Genomic DNA, 18,101 nt, shown 5'->3' with positions numbered 1-18,101 from the left:
ACCGCAGCGGCATTTGCCGAACGCGGCGCGCCGTGCTTGCCGTGCGCGCCGGTTCGCCCTTACCGGAGTCGTCCGCATGTCCACTCATCACGCTCAGGCCCTGTCGTCCGCCGCCGGCGACGCGAACGCGTCGCTGAACCGGCTGCTGTTCCGCAAACTCATGCCGCTGCTGATCGCCGCGTATGTGATCAGCTTTCTCGACCGCACCAACATCGCGTTCGCCAAACACTCGATGGGCGTCGATCTCGGCATCTCATCGGCCGCGTACGGACTCGGCGCGGGGTTGTTTTTCCTGACCTACGCGCTCTTCGAGATCCCGAGCAACCTGATCATGCATCGCGTCGGCGCACGCTTCTGGATCACGCGGATCATGATCACGTGGGGCGCGCTGTCGGTCGCGATGGCATTCGTCAGCGGCGAAACGTCGTTCTACGTGATGCGCCTGCTGCTCGGCGTGGCCGAAGCCGGCCTGTTTCCCGGCGTGATGCTGTATCTGACGTACTGGTTCGGCCGCGAGGAACGTGCGCGCGCCACCGGCTATTTCCTGCTCGGCGTGTGCATCGCCAACATCGTCGGCGGACCGCTGGCCGGCGCGCTGATCGAGCTCGACGGCACGCTCGGTTTCCACGGCTGGCAATGGCTGTTCGTCGTCGAAGGCATTCCGGCGATCCTGCTCGCGTTCGTCGTATGGATGCGATTGCCGGACCGGCCGAGCGCCGCGCCGTGGCTCGCTCCGGAAACCGGCCGCGCGCTCGAGCGCAAGCTGGCCGCCGAACAGGACGCGGGCGTCGCCGCGCACGGCGGCCATGCGTTCGGCGCCGCGCTGCGCGATCCGCAGATCTGGCTCGCGATCTTCGTGTACTTCTGCCACCAGTTGACCATCTACACGGTGATCTTTTTCCTGCCGGGCATCATCGGTGCGTCGGGGCGCCTCTCGCCGTTCGCGGTCGGGTTGCTGACTTCGCTGCCGTGGCTCGCCGCCGCGCTCGGGGCCGGCACGCTGCCGCGCTTCGCCCGTGAATCGCGTCATTCGCGCCGCATGCTGTGTGCGGGGCTGGTGGTCATGGCGGCCGGGATGGTCGGCGCCGCGCATGCGTCGCCGTTGGCGGGGCTGCTCTGCGTGTGCGTGGCGGCGTCGATGTTCTTCGTCGTCCAGTCGATCGTGTTCACGTTTCCGGCGTCGCGGCTGGCGGGCAGCGCGCTGGCCGGCGGGCTCGGGCTCGTGAATACGTGCGGGTTGCTCGGCGGCTTCGTCGGGCCGACCGTCGTCGGCGCGATCGAACAGGCGACCGGCAATGCAAAGAACGGGTTGACGCTGCTCGCGGCCGCGCTCGTGATCGCAGCGTTCGCGAGCCTCGCTTTGCGGCACGGGCACGAGCGCGCCGGCGTGCGGTCGCGCGGCTGAAGGCAGGCTGAAAAAATCCAGCAGACAGGATGCGGGCCTCGCGCCCGCCTCTCGTCTCACTTCGTCAGAACAGATACATCCCGGCGACGAACACCACGCCCGAGAACAGCAGGGTCGTCACGCAGTACCCCATGATGTCGCGTACGCCGAGCCCCGCGATCGCCAGCGCGGGCAGCGCCCAGAACGGCTGCGCCATGTTGGTCCACGCCTCGCCGTACGCGATCGCCATGGCCGCCTTGCCGAGATCGGCGCCGAGCGCCTGCGCGGCCGGCATCACGAACGGCCCCTGCACGACCCAGTGGCCGCCGCCCGACGGCACCGCGAAATTGATCACGGCCGAGCTCAGGAATGCGAGCAGCGGGAACGTGTGCACGTTCGCGATATCGACGAACCACTTCGTGATCACGCCCGCGAGGCCCGAGTGATCCATCAGTGCCTGGATGCCGGCGTAGAACGGAAACTGGATCATGATCCCGGACGCGCCGCGCGCCGCGCCGGCCACCGCGCGTGCATAGGCCATCGGCGTCCGGTGCAGCAGGATGCCGGCCGCAAGGAACGCGAGGTTCACCGTGTCGATGTCGAGCGCGAAGCCCTTCTGCGCGAAACGCAGCACGAGGAACGCCGCGCACAGCGCCGCGACGAGCATCGACAGCACGCGGCTCTCCTCCATCCGCTCCGCGAACGTCGCGTCGGGCCCGAGCTTGCGCTCGACGCTCGGCGGCTCGGCGAGCAGCGCCGGATCGACGCTGACGACGTCGCCCGGCTTCGGCATCATCATTCGCGCGAGAAACGGCAGCATCACGATCAGCCCGATCGTGACGAACGCGTTGTAGCCGGTGAAGATCGTGTCGGACACCGGAATCAGGCCGATGGTCTTTTCCATCGGATTGCCTTTCGTCGCCGCGACGAGCGGGATCGAACCCGACAGCCCGCCGTGCCAGCTCAGGAAGCCCATGTAGGCGGACGCGACGAGCAGCCGGTAGTCGCTGCCGGCCACGCGGCGCGCGACTTCGCGCGCCAGCATCGCGCCGAGCACGAGCCCGAAGCCCCAGTTGATCGCACAGGCCAGCGCGCCGACGAACGCGACGAGCATCACGCCCTGGCCGGGCGTGCGCGCGGTGCTCGCGAGCGCGACGAGCAGGCGCCGCACGGGCGGCGAACTCGCCAGCGCGTGGCCGGTGACGAGGATCATGACCATCTGCATCGAGAACGCGAGCAGGTTCCAGAAGCCCGAACCCCACATCGTCGTGAGTTGCACGGGTGTGTTCGGCGTGAGGCCGAACGCGAGCGCGAACGTGACGATCGTCAGCAGGATCGCGAAAATCAACGGGTCGGGCAACACGCGGTGGACCACCTGCGTGAAGAAGCGGGAAATGCGCTGGATCAACTTGAGCTCCTCGTTTCCTGATAGGGACATCCGCGCGTATCGTTGTTGGTTGAGGCGCGGAAACGCGCGGATTCTTGCACAGAACCGGCGGACGCGCTTCGGCGCGCAAAATCACGATCGCGTCGTGTCAGGACAGGGAAACGGGGAAAAACGGAGAAAGGCGGCACGATCCGCGCCGCCTTCGAGGGTAATGGCCGCCGCGCGTCAACGCACCGTCGTCACTTCACTGGCTCGCTCAGCGTCGCCACGTCCGTCACCCGCCGCTCGGCGAGCCGCTGCGCGAACCGATACGCGACGAGCGATCCCGCCACCGCCAGCAGCATCGGCACGAGGCTGTCGTGATTCGCACGCGTGAATTCGAGCAGCAGCACGACGGCCGTGACCGGCATCTGCATCGATGCGGCGAGAAACGCGGTCGCGCCGATCAACGCGCATCCGCCGAGCGATGCGCCGGGCCACACGGCGCTCCACAGCCCGCCGAGCACGATCCCGAGCAGCGCACCGTTCGCGAGACCCGGCGTCAGCAGCCCGCCTTCCGCGCCGGCCCGCAGGCTGCCGGCCTCGATCAGCACCTTCAGCACGAGCAGCGCCGCCGCGAGGCCGATCGTCAGCGTGCCGTCGAAACCCAGCGACGCCGGGCCCTTGCCGTTGCCGAGCAATTGCGGAAACCGCATCGACAGCACGCCGATCACCGCGAAGTTGAGCAGCGCGAACACCGGCAGCCGCCAGTCCTTCGGCGCGTCCGCCCGCGCGCGGGTGGTAAGTCGCACGAACCCGTACGCGGCGAAGCCGAACAGCGGCCCGCAGACGACCGACCATGCGACGAGCGGCGTGCTCAGCACGAACGCCGGCACCGTGTACTGGTGTTCGTTGCCGAGACCGAGCCACGCGACGATCGCCGCGATCGCGGATGTCACGACCGCCACGACCAGCGCACGCAGTTCGAACGTGCCGAGCAGCACCTCGAGCACGAAGATCGCGCCGCCGAGCGGCACGTTGTAGACGGCCGCGAGCCCCGCGCCGGCGCCGCATGCGACCATCAGCCGGCAGTCGTCGGGCGTGAGTCCCGCCGCATGGGCAAGCCGCCCGGCGAGCAGCGAACCGATCTCGCGCGGCGCGACTTCGCGGCCGAGCGGCGAGCCGAGCGCGACGGTGACGATCTGCAGCAGCGCGTGAACCGTCGTGCTGACGAACGGCATCCGCGGATCGGCCGCGCGCACCGCGCGGCGGATGCTGACGAGCGGCCGGCCATACCGGTAAAGCGCCCACCAGCCGCCGCCCGCGACGATCCCGCAGACGACCAGCACCGCCAACCGGCGCAGCGGCTCGGCGCCGGTCACGCCACTGAGGAAGCTCTCGGCGCCGATCACGTGCGCGACGCTGTAGCCGTACGCGACGTGCTGGATCGCATGCAGCAGCAACGCGAGCAGCATGCCGCCGAGCCCCGCGCCGATACCGGTCAGGACCGTGACGACCGCCACGCGTGCGAACGGGCTGGCGGTCGGCGAAGATGCCGCGGGAGGGGACGGAAGATCGAGGCGCATAAGTTCGGCGAACGGGGAATCGAAAAAACGGCATGCAACCCGCACGCCGTCGTCAGCACCGCATCGTAGGCCTGCACCCCTTATGAGGCAAACGTATTTTTCGAATCGACTCATGCATTTCATGAATGCACGGCGTCCGGCGGGCCGTAATGGCCCGCCTCCTCGTCAATCCGGATACGTGATCCGCTCCGGTTCGCGCCGCATGATGACCTGCCCGTGGCGCATCGACAGCGTGGCCTTCGCCTGCCGGCGCACGGCTTCGTAGTCGCTGTCCGCATCCAGCACGACGAGATTCGCCGGACGTCCGACCGCGATGCCGTACCCGTCGCCGAGGTGTAGCGCCGTCGCGCTGTGGTCGGTCACGAAGTCGAGGCAGCGCTGCAGGTCCTGGTAGCCCATCATGTGGCAGATATGGAGGCCCGCGTCGAGCACACGCAGGATGTTGCCGTTGCCGAGCGGATACCACGGGTCCTTGATCGAATCCTGCCCGAAGCACACGTTGAGGCCGGCACGGTCGAGTTCCGCGACGCGCGTGACGCCGCGCCGCTTCGGAAACGTGTCGAAGCGCCCCTGCAGATGGATGCTCTCGGTCGGGCACGAGATGAAGTTCAGCCCTGCCCGTTTCAGCAGCCGGAACAGCTTCGAGCAGTACGCGTTGTCGTACGAGCCCATCGCGGTCGTATGGCTCGCGGTCACGCGTGCCCCCATGCCGCGCACGCGTGCCTCTTCCGCAAGCACTTCGAGAAAGCGCGAATGCGGATCGTCGGTCTCGTCGCAGTGCACGTCGACGAGGCAGCCCGTGCGCTCCGCGAGGTCCATCAGGAAGCGGATCGAGCTGACGCCCTGCTCCCGCGTGTTCTCGAAATGCGGAATCCCGCCGACGACGTCCGCGCCGAGTTCGATCGCCCGCTCCATCAGCGCGCGGCCGCCGTCGAACGATTCGATGCCCTCCTGCGGGAACGCGACGATCTGCAGATCGATCAGCCCGCGCGCCTCGTCCTTCACTTCCAGCATCGCCTTCAGCGCGGCGAGCGTCGGATCGGTCACGTCGACGTGCGTGCGTACGTGCTGGATCCCGTGGTCGCGCAGCATGCCGATCGCCGCATGCGCGCGCGTTTTGGTGTCCTCGTGCGTGATTGTCGCCTTGCGCTCGGCCCAGCGCTCGATGCCCTCGAACAGCGTGCCGCTCATGTTCCACGCGGGCTCGCCGGCCGTCAGCACGGCATCGAGGTGGATATGCGGCTCGACGAGCGGCGGAATCGCGAGACGGCCGCCGCCGTCGATATGGTCCGGGTTCGTCGACGCAATCGGCGCGGCTTGCGCGTCGATGCGCGCGATCTTGCCGGCATCGATGCCGATCGTGAACAGGCCGTCGCGGCCGCGCAGGCGTACGTTGAACAGGTTCATGGGGAGGCCTCTTGTCGTGCATGCGTGAACACGGCCGCGCGATCTGCGTCGACGACCGTGCGGTCCGGGCAATCAGTATGGAGGAAAAGCGGCGACGCGCGCACCTGCCGCGCATGTTGCATCGACACGACAACCGGGCTGCGCGGGACGGCAGCCGCATGCCGGCCGTCACGCAGGAACGGCCGGCCCGACGCGCGCGCGACGCCGCGTGTCAGTTTTGTGAAGGACTCTTGCCGGATCAGGAACAGTGCGCTCGCGGCCCCAAGGCCCTTGCGCGTGCGGCGCATTCCTATACTTGCGCCGAACTTTGGTTTCCAGTCCCACACGCAGGAGCTTCCCGATGAAAAAAACCCTGATCGCCGGTGCGTGCGCCGCCACCCTGTTCGCGCCGCTCGCCCACGCGCAAAGCTCGGTCACGCTGTACGGCCTGATCGACGCCGGCATCGCCTATACCAACAACGTGAACGGCGCGTCGCAGTGGCGCATGGCGACCGGCACGATCAACGGCAGCCGCTTCGGCCTGCGCGGCACCGAGGATCTCGGCGGCGGCCTGAAAGCGCTGTTCGTGCTCGAAAACGGCTTCAACGTGAACAACGGCGGGCTCGGCCAGGACGGCAAGCTGTTCGGCCGCCACGCGTATGTCGGCCTGAGCCGCGCCGGCTACGGCACGCTGACGCTCGGCCGCCAGTACGACACGATGGTCGACTTCGTCGCGCCGCTGTCCGCGACGGCCGGCGATCTCGGCGATGCGGGCTTCGCGCATCCGTTCGACAACGACAACCTGAACCACTCGCTGCGCATCAACAACGCGGTCAAGTACACGAGCGACACGATCGCGGGCTTCAAGGTCAGCGCGCTGTACGCGTTCTCCAACTCGGCGAATTTCAGCGCCAACCGCGCGTACAGCGTGGCCGCGAGCTTCACGAACGGCCCGCTGAAGCTGGCCGGCGCCTACCTGCAGATGAACGGCACGAGGGGCTCGACGAGCGCGAGCCCCGGCGCGACCGATTCGGCCGAGGCGAAGAGCCTGAACCAGGGGGGCTGGTCGATCGGCTCGGACCGCATGCGCACGTACGGCGGCGGCGTCAGCTACGTATTCGGGCCGGCGACCGTCGGCTTCGTCTACACGCGCTCGCAGTACGACAACACCGGCTCGTTCGGCTCCAGCGGCCAGATCGCGTTCAACAACTACGACGTGAACGTGCGCTATGCGGTCACGCCGGCCGTCAGCCTCGGCGCCGCCTATGTGTACACGGACGCCAGCGTGTCGAATCCCGACAGCAAGCACGGCACCGATCCGAAGTGGCATCAGGTCGACCTGCAGGCCGTGTACAAGCTGTCGCGCCGCACCGACCTGTACGCGGAAGCGATGTTCCAGCATGCGTCCGGCCGCGGCTACCAGGCGTTCATCAACACGTCGGGCGGCGCATCGAGCACGGCGAACCAGGTCGTCGGCACGATCGGCATGCGCACGCGCTTCTGACCGGCAGCGCGCAACGTCGCCCGCCTGTACCGAGCCCGTGTGCACCGCGCCCGTGTGCACGGCGCCCGTGTTTGCTCACGGGTCCGGCCGCGGCGGGCGACAGCGCCAATGTTGTTGCTTCTGGAACGCAGCCCTCCTGGAATCGGGGTGTTTGCGCATCGGCCCGCTGCGTAGACTGACGTCGAAGGTCGGAGCCGCGCGTCGCGCGTCGATCCGGCCACCCACCCCGTATTCAGGAGAACCTCGTGAAATCGCTCGTCGTTACCGCCGCCGCTGCCATCCTGCTTGCCGCACCGGCCCTGTCGTTCGCCCAGCAGGCGAAGTCGCCCGTCACGCGCGCGCAGGTGCTGCAGGAACTGATCGATCTCGAGTCGGTCGGCTACAACCCGGCGCGCGGTGAAGTCGGCAACTATCCGGAGGACATCCTGGCGGCGCAGGAACGACTGCAGGCGAAGCGTCTCGCCGAGCGAAAAGCGGCGCAGGCCGCCTACGGCCCGGCCGGGGCGCCTGCAACCGAATCGGGCGCGGCGGCCAAGCCCGCGCTGTGATGACGTGCGTCGCTCGCATCGAGCATGCATGGCGAGCGACGCGTAGTGGATGTTTGCAGGAAACAACCCGCCGCGCGCCGATGCGCGCGCGGGGTTCAGGCGGCCTGCGCTCAGGCGGCCTGCGGTTCGCGGTCGATCGCGTTCAGCATCTCGACGTCGCGCGCAATCATTCCCGGCACTTGCGCACGCAACATCTCGACCCAGGTCCGCACCTTCGCATCGACGAAACGGCGCGACGGGTACAGCGCATACACGTTCATCTTCTGCAGGATATGCGCGGGCAGCACACGGACCAGCGTGCCGTCGCGCAGCGCGTCGATCGCCGAATACAGCGGCAGCATGCCGATCCCGATGCCGTCGCGGATCGCGAGCGCGAGCGATTCGGCGGTATTGGTCTGCACCGGCCCGGCGACGTGGATCTGCTCGACGCCTTCGGGCCCTTCGAGCACCCATTCGTGCGTCGGAAACGCCGGCGTGCACAGCGTCAGGCACGCGTGCGCGGCGAGATCCTGCGGGCGGGCCGGCACGCCGTGCCGTTTCACGTAGTCGGGTGACGCACACAGAATGCTGAAGGTCGACCCGAGCAGGTGCGACACGAGTTCCGAATCGGGCAGCGACGACGCGGTGACGACGGCCATGTCGCTCGTGCCGTCGAACAGGTCGGGCATGCGCTGCGACAGCGACAGCTCGATCGACACGTCCGGGTACTGCGTGTGATAGCGCGTCAGCGCGGGCATCACGTAGTGGTGACCGACGCTCGCGAAGCTGTGCATGCGCAGCACGCCGGCCGGGCGCTCGTGCGCGCAGCTCGCTTCTTCTTCCGCGCGGTCGACGTCGGCGAGGATCTGGCGGCAGCGCCGCAGATAGCTTTCGCCGGCCGACGTCAGCGCGAGACGGCGGGTCGAGCGATTCATCAGACGGGTGCGCAGGCGCGCCTCCAGCTCCGACACCGCGCGCGACATCGCGCCGGTCGTCGAATTCAGCGATTGCGCGGCGGCGGTGAAGCTGCCCGTCTCGACGACGCGCGAAAACACCCGCATGTTTTGTAGGGTATCCATTCCTGTGAGCAACCTGTAGCGGAGCCGCCATTTTCCTCCACTGGATGCGACAGATTGTTACTTCGGCTGCAACTATCGTTTCCCCGCAACTGCGTTAATGCGCGGGCGCCGCGCTCCTACAATCGGCGCCTCACCAGTCGAACGGGCCGTTCGGACGCGCCGCGGCACCGCGCCGGCCCCCTCTTTTCATGAAGCCACAACCTGCGATCGAGCGATCTTCCATCGAACCGGCACGATGGAGGCCATGGCTCGATCCGCTCGGCAACGCGGCGCGCGACTGGGCCGCGACCGACGGGCTGATCTGGCTGCATCTCGCGAAAACGGTGCTCGCGGCGCTGCTGGCGATGGGCATCGCGATGCGTCTCGAGATGTCGCAGCCGCGCACCGCGATGACGACCGTGTTCGTGCTGATGCAGCCGCTGTCGGGCATGGTGTTCGCGAAGAGCTTCTATCGCGTGCTCGGCACGGCGGCCGGCCTCGTCGGTGCGCTCGCGCTCGGCGGGCTGTTCGCGCAGCAGCCGGAGCTGTACATGGCCGGCATCACGCTGTGGATCGGCGGCTGCATCGCCCTCGCGGTGCGCAACCGCCACTTCCGCTGGTACGGCTTCGTGCTCGCCGGCTACACGGCCGCGCTGATCGGCCTGCCGGCCGTGATGACGCCGCAGACGCTGTTCCAGTCCGCGCTCACGCGCGCCGCGGAAGTCGCACTCGGCATCGCGTGCTCGGGCGCGGTCAGCGCGCTGATCCTGCCGTTGAGTTCCGCGAAGGCGCTGATGCGCTCGTTGAGCGCGCGCCACGCGACGTTCGCGGCGTTCACGGCCGGCGCGCTGGCGGGCGACGTCGCGCGCGGCGATTTCGAACGGCGCTTCGCCGATTTCGTCGACGACATCGTCGGCTTCGAAGCCAACCGCGCGTTCGCGTCGTTCGAGGACCCGCACATTCGCGCGCGCAGCCGCCGGCTCGCGCGGCTGAACAGCGAGTTCATGAACGCATGCACGCGGCTGCATGCGCTGCACCAGCTCGTCAAACGGCTGCGCGCGAATCATTCGGACGCGGTGCTCGACGCGCTGGCGCCGCACGTCGACGCGCTCGCACAGCGCTTCGCCGCGTTGCGCGACGAACGCCAGCACGGCATCGCACCGGCCACCGGCGCGCTGCTCGAACTGCGCCGCTTCCATGGTGCGTTGCCGAAGGCCGCGCGCGCGTCGCGACGGGCCATCGAGGACCATGCGGCCGGCGGCCTGCTCGACTTCGATACCGCGATCGAGCTGCTGTACCGGTTCATCGGCGAATATCTCGGCTACGTCGATACCTACGCGTCGCTCGATCAGGACGACCACGCATTCGAGCGCTCGGTCACGCATTACGCGGTGAAGACCAATGCGTTCTTCGTCGGCTTCGCCTTCCTGCGCACGGTGGTCGCCGTCGGTGCGATGAGCGCATTCTGGATCGCGTCCGAATGGCCGAGCGGCTCGCTCGCGGTGATCGCCACCGCGATCGCATGCGCGCTCAGCTCGACCTCGCCGCGCGCGCCGAAATTCGTCGCGCAGATGAGCGTCGGCGCGGCGTTCGCGACCGCGGTCGGCTACCTGTTCCTGTGCTACGTCTATCCGAACATCGACGGCTTTCCGCTGCTGTGCGCGGCGCTCGCGCCGGTGCTCGGCCTCGGCGCGTTCCTCGCGATGCGGCCGGGCCTGTCCGGCTACGGGATCGGCTTCGCGGTGTTTTTCTGCCTGCTCGCGGGCCCCGACAACGCGATCGCGTATACGCCGGAAGTGCTGATCAACAACGGGCTGGCGATCGTCGTCGCGATGCTCGCGTGCTCGCTCGTGTTCGCCGTCGTGTTCCCGACCCACATGCCCTGGCTCACCGGCCGGATCGCGCACGACTTGCGCCGCCAGGTGACGCTCGCATGCGAAGGCGCGCCGGACGGCCTCGCGCAGCGCTTCCAGTCGAGCACGCACGACCTGATGGCGCAACTGCGGACGCTGCTGGTACGCCGCACGCGGCAGCATCGCGATGCGATGCGCTGGATGCTGTCGACGCTCGAGGTCGGCCATGCGGTGATCGACCTGCGCGACGAACTGCACGCGTTCTGCGCGTCGAAACCGCCGCAGACGCTGCGCTGGACCGGTTCGATCGACGCGGTGCTGAACGAACTGCCACGCTTCTTCGACGATCCGACGCCCGGCCACCATGCACGCACGCTGAAATCCGTGAATCTCGCGATCCGCGCGGCGCAGCACACGCTGCAGGCGTGGTACGCGGTGCCCGACGCGCGTCGCAGCATGCAGCGGATCGTCGGCTGCCTGCACTTCATGCGCAGCGCGCTGCTCGACAAGGACGCGCCGTTCAACCGGCACCGCCATTGAAGGCCGATGCGCGCGCAACGGGATCGTTGTTCCGGATGGAAATAAGCTCTACAGCCGCGGTGATTAATCTTTAAGCAGTGCGAGCCTATAGTTTCCTCACTGCCAGCGAGACTGGCACTCACCCAGGAGAACTCAAATGAAGCCGCTGCACCTCGCCCTCGTTGCCCTGTCGCTCACCGCTGCTGTCGCCCACGCACAGCCGGCGCCGGCAGACGTCGCACCGCAACAGGCGAACCGCGCCGAGGCGATCAAGGCCGCCGGCCGCGTCGATCGTGCGCAATCGAAGCAGGAAGACCCGAATGCCTGCGTCGGCCCCGTCAGCTTCTGCAACATCTATTTCGGCAGCTGAGCATGACGCCGCGTCGTCACGGCCAGGCCCGTATCGCCCGCACCGCGCGCATGACCTGCGCGGGCGGACGGCGGTCCGGCCGATCGCCGCATCGCCGTTCCGCCCCACGCCGCTTCGATTGAAGCGGCGCTTGCCGTTTCAGGCGCCGCGCCCCGGCCGCCAACCCACTTCGCGCAACGCATCCAGCAAGCGCGCCGGCCCGAGCCCCTCGACCCGCGCCCCGCGCGACGCGACGTCGCCGCCCGCGACCAGCGCATTCACGATCGCCTCCTCCACTGCTTCGGCCGCCGCGACGAACAACGCCGAAATATGGTCGTTGTTGACCATTTGCACGCCGGTGGTCGGCGTACCCTTGCTGCCGTAGTTCGCGGCCGGCAAGCCGTCGTTGCCGGTGGCGAACGCGAGGAAGATGTCGCCGCTCGAATCCTCGGTGCCGCCGCCGACGCGGGCGAGCCCGACGCTCGCGCGCTGCGCGAGACGCGTGCATTGATGCGGCAGCAACGGTGCGTCGGTCGCGATCGTGACGACGATCGAGCCCATGCCGGCCTCGCCTTTCGCGTCCGCGTCGCGGAACGGCGAATGCACGTGCCGCAGCACTTCGCCGACCGGGTAGCCGGCCACGCGCAGCATCTCGCGTACGCCGTAGTTCGCCTGCACGAGCGCGCCGACGGTCCAGCCGCCCGCCTCGTCCGCCAGCACGCGCGATGCGGTGCCGATGCCGCCCTTGAACTCGTGGCAGATCATGCCGGTGCCGCCGCCCACGCCGCCTTCGGCGACCGGCCCCGATTGCGCGGCGGCCAGCGCGCGCTGCACGTGCGCGGCGTTCACGTGCTGCCCCCAGATGTCGTTCAGCAGTCCGTCGTAGGTTTCCATCACGACCGGCATGCACCAGTACACGCGGCCGGCCGCCGCTTCGCGTTCGTTCGCGACCAGCGCGTCGCGTACCGCACCGACGCTGTGCGTGTTCGTATAGGCGATCGGCGTCGTCAGCAGGCCCGCTTCGCGGATCCATTCGAGCCCGGTCGCGTCGCCGTTGCCGTTCAGCACGTGCACGCCCGCGAAGCACGGCGAATCGTGCACGGCGCCCGCGCGCGGCTCGATCACGGTGACGCCGGTGCGGATCGACGCGTCGCCGTTCTCGACGTTCAGCGTGCAATGTCCGACCCGCACGCCCGGTACGTCCGTGATCGCGTTGAAGCGGCCCGGCGTGCCGAGTCCGATGCGGATGCCGAGATCCCTCGTGCGCATGATGCAATTCCTCCCGTCTTTCAATGGTTCGGTATATCGGTGCTGCAAGGTGTCGATCCGGTGCTCAGAGCGCGCGGAACGCTTCGCTGTGGCGCGCCCAGGCCACGTACATCACGAGTGCCGCGACCAGCAGCCCCGCGATGATGATCAGGTCGGTCGGCTTCGTCGCGGTGGCCAACGTCGTGACCAGCGTATACGCGGCGCCCGCCACCGCGACGAGCGGCGTCACGGGCCACAGCGGCATCCGGTAGTGATGTTCGACGTCGCGGCGCACGAACCGGCTCGCGAGCGCGGCCAGCCCGACGACGAGGTAGATCAGCAGCAACAGGTCGACCGTGAACGCGGTGAGCTCGTCGAGGCTCGACACGAACACGAGCCCGGCCGACGGTATCGCGAGCGCGATCGTCGCCAGCCACGGCGATTCGAGGCGCGGATGGATCGCCGAGAACGCGCGGTTGCAGGTGCGCGACCAGAGCGCATGCCGGCCGCTGCTGTACAGCAGGCGACCCATCGTGATCACGATCGCGATGATCGCGTTGAACACCGACAGGAAGATCCCGCCGCTGACCACCCGCGACACGGCCGGATTGCTCAGCGAGCGCACGACATAGCCGATCGGATCGGCGCTCTTCGTCAGTTCCGTCAGCGACGGCGCACCCAGCACGATCGCGGTGAGCGGAACCAGTTCGACGACGAGGATCACGAGCAGCGAATAGATCACCGCCTTCGCGACGTTGCGGTTGCCGCCGCGCAGGTCTTCCGCGAGATACGCGGCCGAGCCGAAGCCGTTGTAGCAGAAGATCGCGGTGCCGATCGCGGGCACGATGGCCGCGAGCGTCGCCGGCACGAGCGCATTGCCGCTCGCGACGACCGGTGCGATCAGCACTTCGGCGCCGCGATGCGGCGACCCGAAGCCGAGCCCCGCGATCAGCATCAGCACGCCGATTTCGACGACCAGGAACGCGCCGGTGATCCAGGCGTTCGTCTTGATGTTCAGCATGCCGAGCAGATAGCTGAGCAGCACGATCGTCAGCGCGACCGACTGGTTGCTGAAGTGCGTGCCGAGCGCGTTGTTCAGGTATGGCGCGGCGCCGCTCGCGAGCACGGCGGGGATGAACACGCTGACCGACAGCACCGTAATGAAGGTCAGGTAGCCGGGCAGCGTGCCGAACACGCGCTTGGCCATCACGTATTCGCCGCCCGCGCTGCGATGCGCGGCGCTGAGTTCCGCATAGCAGAGCGCGAACGCGAGCGCGAGCACGCCGCCGAGCACGAACGACAGCACGGCGCCGCTGCCGGCCTGCTGGATCGCGAACGGCGCGATCACGAAGATCGAGCTGGCCGGTGTCACGCCCGATACGGTGATCATCACTGCGTCGCGTACGCTGAGCGTCTGCGACAGCGCGCGCGGCGCGTCTTCCATTGCGGGCGCCGCTTGCACGCTGCCCGTCGATTCCGACATCATCGCCATTTCGTTCTCCTGCGCCTATGCTGCTCTTTTTTGACAACCCATACTCGGGCCCGATTGATTGCGTGGCAGTCTAGGAAGCCAATTTCAGGACCGCTATTCCCCCTTCGTGTTACGCCCTTCCGGTGGTGGTATGGATCGTCTCTTTTCGGAAATCGCAATGCACCAGGCGCTTGGCCGCGCAATCGATCATCTCGGCCAGCCGCGCTTCTGGCGGTTCCTGGTGCTGCTGCTCAATGAAATGGTGCCGTTCGACAACGCGCTCGCGACCGCGGTCGGCAGCGACGGCGTGCCGCTCGTGCTCGACGAATACGACACCGGCGGCACCGACAGCGCGTCACCCGTGCCGCTCTACCTGAACGGCGTCTATCTGCTCGATCCGTTCCTGCAGGCCGCGCACGACGGGCTCGCCGACGGTTGCTACCGGCTCGAGGAAGTCGCGCCCGACCTGTTCCGGCAGAGCGAGTATTTCCTCAGCTATTTCCGCGACGCGGTCGGCGACGACGAGATCCAGATTCTCGTGCGGCCGAATGCCGACACGCTGCTGTCGCTGTCGCTCGGTGCGTCGACGCGCTTCGACGTCGAGCCGCTCGGCAAGCTGACGGCCGCGATGCCGTGGGTGCTCGCGGCGATCCGGCAGCACTGGCGGCTGGTGGGCGACGCCGCGCGCGTGATGCCCGACGCCGATCTCGGCGCACGTGTCGAGCAGGCACTCGCGCGCTTCGGCGCGGGCGTGCTGACCGACCGCGAGATGTCGATCGCACGCATGGTGCTGCGCGGCAATTCGTCGAAGGCGATCGCCGAGCGGCTCGCGATTTCACCGGAAACGGTGAAGGTGCATCGACGGCATGTGTATGCAAAGCTCGGAATTTCGTCGCAACCGGAACTGTTTTCACGGTTCATCCAGGCGCTGGGTGAGGACGCGGCGGGATGAGTGCGCCGATGCACGCGACTGCCTTCACCCGCCCGCCTCGATGAACCCGCCATCGGGCGCCTGGTGCGGCACGTACCAGCCGAAATACACCTCGGCCTCGACGATCCGGCCGTCGCGTACGCGCAATCGCTCGGCGTTGCGAAACCGCCGTCCGGCGGTCGTGACGGCTTCGTACACGACGAACACGTATTCGCCATGCACCGCCACGTCGACGAACTCGAAGCCTGCGAGCATCGCGCTGTTCAGCCAGCAGCGCGCCAGATACGCGTCGCGGTCGAGCCGGTTGTCGAGCGGGCTCGTGAAATGGAAGTCCGGCGCGATCAGCGCTTCGATCGCGTCGCGGTTCTTGTCGACATACGCGCGATAGCTCGCACGCGCGACTTCACCGGGATCGTCTGGCATCGTCGTTACCTCCGCGAAGGGTCGGGGTGACCGCAACGGCTCGCGTCGCCCCGGCGCATCGATGAAACGGACACGGGCGGCACGCACGGCCACGGCCACGGCCGCTCGCGCGTGCGCGGACCGGCGTGCATGTCCGGCACGACGGCATGCATGAGAAAGCACGCACCGGCCGATCCGCCGGTCCCGCACCGCGCCTTTCGGCGCAGGCCGGGGTGCGCGTCGGTTGCCCGTTTCGGCACGCACGGGCATGATGTCCGCCAGCGTGCCGGCGCCAGCCGTCCGCTTCGGCGGCCGTCGATACCGACCGGCATGCCGCCACTGCGCTACCCGGCATCGTCGAGCAATCCGCGTGCCGGCCCCGTTCGTCCATCTCACCGAGCCCATGTCACTCCGCGCCTTCAGAACGCTCGTCGCCATCGCCCGCTACCGGACCTTCGCGCGCGCCGGCGAAGCCATCGGCCTCACCCAATCGGCGGTGAGCCTGCAGATCAAGACGCTCGAAAGCGAATACAACGTGCAGTTGTTCGACCGTTCGCGCCGGCAGCCGGTGCTCACCGAAGCCGGCAACATCCTGCTCGCGCAGGCCGAGCAGGTGCTCGCGATGGTCGACCGGATTCCCGATGCGCTCAGCGACGAGAAGAAGCTGGTCGGCCGGCTGCGGATCGGCGCGATCCAGACCGCGTTGTCCGGCCCGCTGCCCGACGCGCTGCTCGCGCTGCGTGCCGCGCATCCGTCGTTGCGCGTGCACGTGTCGGCCGGCATGTCGGTGGAACTCGCGAACCGCGTCGCAGCCGGCGAGCTCGACGCGGCGATCACGACGCGCCCGGTGCGCCCGCATCCGGCGGAACTGACGTGGACCACGCTGTACGAGGATCGCTTCTGGCTGCTCGCACCGCCCGGTCATGCGGAACGCGACGCGGGCGCGCTGCTCGATGCGCTGCCGTTCATTCGCTTCGACGCGCAGGCGTGGGCCGGCCGGATGATCGCCGCCGAGCTGCGCCGCATCGGCGTGCGGGTGCGCGAGGAGATGGTGCTGGACAGCGCGGAAACGATCGCGCGCATGGTGGCGCGAGGGCTCGGTGCGGCGATCGTCGCGCTCCCCGACGCAACGCTTGCGCGCCTGCCGCCGGTCACGCGCTTGCCGTTCGGCCGGCCGCAGATGGGCCGCGCGGTCGTGCTGCTCGAACACCAGTCGCGTCCGGCCGAACGTTTCGCCCGCGCGCTGGCCGCCGAAGTGACCGCGTCATCGATGAGAATTTCTCATTGAACACCCGATAATTCACCATTATTCCTGTTGCTTGCACGTGTTAACTTGGCGGCATCGTCACTCTTTCGATTGCATGTCGCCATGTCGTCCGCCGGATGGATTCCCGCGTCGTTCCGCTGCGTTGCCTGCCGGCCGCGCCGGCGCTCCGGAACGACCCGCATGAAGGCGCGCCGATGATCGGTCCGATCCTGCTCGCGCTCGCGCCGGTCGCGCTGCTGGTCGCGTTCGGTCATGGCCTGCGGCGCACTGGCTTCATCGCCGCAGCGTTCTGGCCGCACGCCGAGCGGCTCTGCTACTACGTGCTGCTGCCCGCGCTGTTCGCGGACGGCCTCGCGAATGCGCGGCTGCAATCGTTGCCCGTTTTACCGCTCGCGGCGGCGCTGGTCGGTTCGACCGCATTCGCCGCGGCGCTTCTTCTGCTGGTCCGCCGGTTCGTGCGGGTCGACGGCGCCGGCTTCACGTCGGTGTTCCAGGGCGCCGTGCGTTTCAACAACTATGTCGGTACCGCGCTCGCCGCCGGGCTGTTCGGTGCGAAGGGCATTGCACTCGCGGCCGTCTGCGTCGCGGCGATCGTGCCGACCGTCAACCTGATGTGCGTGCTGGTCTTCGCGCGCTACGGCGACACGCGGCTCGGCGCGGCCGCGCTCGTGCGTCAGATCCTGTCGAATCCGCTCGTCGTCGCCTGCGCGCTCGGGATGGCAATGCAGGCCGGCGGCGTGGCGTTTCCGGCCGCCGTCGGGCCGGCCGTGCGGGCGCTCGGCGCCGCGTCGATGCCGCTCGGCCTGCTGTGCGTGGGCGCCGCGCTGACATTCGATGCGGCCCGCGCATGGTGGCAGCCGGTGTGGGTCGCATCGGCGTTCAAGTTCGTGGCGATGCCGCTCATCACGTTCGCGGCCGGCCGGCTGTTCGGGCTCGGCGATGCGGCGCTGACCGTCGCGCTGCTGTTCCAGGCGCTGCCGACCTCGTCGGCGTCGTACATCATGGCGCGCCAGCTCGGCGGCGACGTGACGTTGATCGATCCGGCGCCGCGGTTGCTGCAGCGCGCGCTGCCGGAAGTCGTCGGCGCATATGCGCGGCAATTGCACGATGCGCGCGGCGTGCTGTTCCGGATCGCGCGCGCCGGGCGGCGGCGCGGTCGTCGAGACCGATCAGGGCGACGTGCCGGCCGACGTCGTCGTGGTCGGCATCGGCGTGGTGCCGAATGTCGAGCTGGCGCAGGCGGCCGGCAC

General features: G+C 68.4%; 15 protein-coding genes and 1 pseudogene. 8 read left to right on the top strand and 8 right to left on the bottom strand.

What is annotated here, in order from left to right; all coding sequences use genetic code 11:
* Window positions 1-76 precede the first annotated feature (76 nt).
* Entirely contained in the window at window positions 77-1,405 is a 1,329-nt protein-coding gene (locus H0X91_RS17510; RefSeq protein ID WP_058903093.1) for an MFS transporter, read from the top strand.
* Window positions 1,406-1,469: 64 nt separating this feature from the next.
* On the opposite strand, the gene H0X91_RS17505 is transcribed toward H0X91_RS17510, so the two are convergent.
* From H0X91_RS17505 to H0X91_RS17490, 4 genes are all read right to left on the bottom strand, one after another.
* Window positions 1,470-2,792 carry a TIGR00366 family protein gene (locus H0X91_RS17505; protein ID WP_012493319.1) on the bottom strand — a complete coding sequence of 441 codons (1,323 nt, stop codon included), beginning with the start codon at window positions 2,790-2,792 and terminating at the stop codon, window positions 1,470-1,472.
* Window positions 2,793-3,010: 218 nt separating this feature from the next.
* Window positions 3,011-4,336, bottom strand: a complete 1,326-nt coding sequence (locus tag H0X91_RS17500) for a chloride channel protein (RefSeq protein WP_058903092.1) — start codon at window positions 4,334-4,336, stop codon at window positions 3,011-3,013.
* Window positions 4,337-4,501: 165 nt separating this feature from the next.
* Window positions 4,502-5,743, bottom strand: a complete 1,242-nt coding sequence (codA, locus tag H0X91_RS17495) for a cytosine deaminase (RefSeq protein ID WP_006482832.1) — start codon at window positions 5,741-5,743, stop codon at window positions 4,502-4,504.
* Window positions 5,740-6,069 carry a hypothetical protein gene (locus H0X91_RS17490; protein WP_227743154.1) on the bottom strand — a complete coding sequence of 110 codons (330 nt, stop codon included), beginning with the start codon at window positions 6,067-6,069 and terminating at the stop codon, window positions 5,740-5,742. The genes codA and H0X91_RS17490 overlap by 4 nt, the downstream gene beginning before the upstream one ends.
* 14 nt (window positions 6,070-6,083) lie before the next feature.
* Here H0X91_RS17490 and H0X91_RS17485 point away from each other — a divergent pair, with 14 nt between their 5' ends.
* A complete protein-coding gene (locus tag H0X91_RS17485) occupies window positions 6,084-7,226 on the top strand; it encodes a porin (protein WP_062885507.1) in 1,143 nt (380 codons plus the stop codon).
* A gap of 245 nt (window positions 7,227-7,471) precedes the next feature.
* Window positions 7,472-7,774, top strand: coding sequence for a DUF4148 domain-containing protein (locus tag H0X91_RS17480; RefSeq protein ID WP_006482838.1), 303 nt, complete (start codon window positions 7,472-7,474; stop codon window positions 7,772-7,774).
* 110 nt (window positions 7,775-7,884) lie between these two features.
* Here H0X91_RS17480 and H0X91_RS17475 read toward each other — a convergent pair whose 3' ends face one another.
* Window positions 7,885-8,832: a LysR family transcriptional regulator gene (locus H0X91_RS17475; protein ID WP_012493318.1), complete on the bottom strand. Its 948-nt coding sequence runs from the start codon at window positions 8,830-8,832 to the stop codon at window positions 7,885-7,887.
* Window positions 8,833-9,020: 188 nt separating this feature from the next.
* Between H0X91_RS17475 and H0X91_RS17470 the strand changes: the two genes are divergently transcribed.
* Window positions 9,021-11,204 carry an FUSC family protein gene (locus H0X91_RS17470; RefSeq protein WP_006494911.1) on the top strand — a complete coding sequence of 728 codons (2,184 nt, stop codon included), beginning with the start codon at window positions 9,021-9,023 and terminating at the stop codon, window positions 11,202-11,204.
* A 136-nt stretch (window positions 11,205-11,340) separates the two neighbouring features.
* A complete protein-coding gene (locus H0X91_RS17465) occupies window positions 11,341-11,553 on the top strand; it encodes a hypothetical protein (RefSeq protein ID WP_006482828.1) in 213 nt (70 codons plus the stop codon).
* 138 nt (window positions 11,554-11,691) lie between these two features.
* Here H0X91_RS17465 and H0X91_RS17460 read toward each other — a convergent pair whose 3' ends face one another.
* Both H0X91_RS17460 and H0X91_RS17455 read right to left on the bottom strand, forming a co-directional pair.
* Window positions 11,692-12,801, bottom strand: a complete 1,110-nt coding sequence (locus H0X91_RS17460) for a P1 family peptidase (RefSeq protein ID WP_006482834.1) — start codon at window positions 12,799-12,801, stop codon at window positions 11,692-11,694.
* 64 nt (window positions 12,802-12,865) lie between these two features.
* Window positions 12,866-14,272 (bottom strand): APC family permease, encoded by a 1,407-nt coding sequence (locus H0X91_RS17455; RefSeq protein WP_006482833.1) that lies wholly within the window; start codon window positions 14,270-14,272, stop codon window positions 12,866-12,868.
* Window positions 14,273-14,402: 130 nt separating this feature from the next.
* Between H0X91_RS17455 and H0X91_RS17450 the strand changes: the two genes are divergently transcribed.
* On the top strand, window positions 14,403-15,203 hold the full coding sequence (locus tag H0X91_RS17450) for a helix-turn-helix transcriptional regulator (protein WP_006482848.1): 801 nt from the start codon (window positions 14,403-14,405) through the stop codon (window positions 15,201-15,203).
* A gap of 24 nt (window positions 15,204-15,227) precedes the next feature.
* Here H0X91_RS17450 and H0X91_RS17445 read toward each other — a convergent pair whose 3' ends face one another.
* Window positions 15,228-15,605: a nuclear transport factor 2 family protein gene (locus H0X91_RS17445; protein WP_058903090.1), complete on the bottom strand. Its 378-nt coding sequence runs from the start codon at window positions 15,603-15,605 to the stop codon at window positions 15,228-15,230.
* A 382-nt stretch (window positions 15,606-15,987) separates the two neighbouring features.
* Between H0X91_RS17445 and H0X91_RS17440 the strand changes: the two genes are divergently transcribed.
* Both H0X91_RS17440 and H0X91_RS17435 read left to right on the top strand, forming a co-directional pair.
* Entirely contained in the window at window positions 15,988-16,872 is an 885-nt protein-coding gene (locus H0X91_RS17440) for a LysR family transcriptional regulator (RefSeq protein ID WP_058903089.1), read from the top strand.
* 173 nt (window positions 16,873-17,045) lie between these two features.
* Window positions 17,046-17,888: pseudogene (locus tag H0X91_RS17435) on the top strand (AEC family transporter); the annotation flags it as partial.
* Window positions 17,889-18,101: the final 213 nt, after the last annotated feature.

Source organism: Burkholderia sp. 9777_1386 (assembly GCF_015712265.1).
Classification (GTDB): Bacteria; Pseudomonadota; Gammaproteobacteria; order Burkholderiales; family Burkholderiaceae; genus Burkholderia; species Burkholderia cenocepacia.
Note: the sequence above shows the minus strand (reverse complement) of the source record. Positions and strands in the feature narration are given on the sequence as shown.

What these genes read in the sequence shown, in the direction of transcription:
- H0X91_RS17470 (WP_006494911.1), top strand. Translation starts at nt 9,021, where the DNA reads ATGAAGCCACAACCTGCGATCGAGCGATCTTCCATCGAACCGGCACGA.
- H0X91_RS17485 (WP_062885507.1), top strand. Translation starts at nt 6,084, where the DNA reads ATGAAAAAAACCCTGATCGCCGGTGCGTGCGCCGCCACCCTGTTCGCG.
- H0X91_RS17500 (WP_058903092.1), bottom strand. Translation starts at nt 4,336, where the DNA reads ATGCGCCTCGATCTTCCGTCCCCTCCCGCGGCATCTTCGCCGACCGCC.
- H0X91_RS17460 (WP_006482834.1), bottom strand. Translation starts at nt 12,801, where the DNA reads ATGCGCACGAGGGATCTCGGCATCCGCATCGGACTCGGCACGCCGGGC.
- H0X91_RS17465 (WP_006482828.1), top strand. Translation starts at nt 11,341, where the DNA reads ATGAAGCCGCTGCACCTCGCCCTCGTTGCCCTGTCGCTCACCGCTGCT.
- H0X91_RS17445 (WP_058903090.1), bottom strand. Translation starts at nt 15,605, where the DNA reads ATGCCAGACGATCCCGGTGAAGTCGCGCGTGCGAGCTATCGCGCGTAT.
- H0X91_RS17440 (WP_058903089.1), top strand. Translation starts at nt 15,988, where the DNA reads ATGTCACTCCGCGCCTTCAGAACGCTCGTCGCCATCGCCCGCTACCGG.
- H0X91_RS17455 (WP_006482833.1), bottom strand. Translation starts at nt 14,272, where the DNA reads ATGGCGATGATGTCGGAATCGACGGGCAGCGTGCAAGCGGCGCCCGCA.
- H0X91_RS17475 (WP_012493318.1), bottom strand. Translation starts at nt 8,832, where the DNA reads ATGGATACCCTACAAAACATGCGGGTGTTTTCGCGCGTCGTCGAGACG.
- codA (WP_006482832.1), bottom strand. Translation starts at nt 5,743, where the DNA reads ATGAACCTGTTCAACGTACGCCTGCGCGGCCGCGACGGCCTGTTCACG.
- H0X91_RS17450 (WP_006482848.1), top strand. Translation starts at nt 14,403, where the DNA reads ATGGATCGTCTCTTTTCGGAAATCGCAATGCACCAGGCGCTTGGCCGC.
- H0X91_RS17510 (WP_058903093.1), top strand. Translation starts at nt 77, where the DNA reads ATGTCCACTCATCACGCTCAGGCCCTGTCGTCCGCCGCCGGCGACGCG.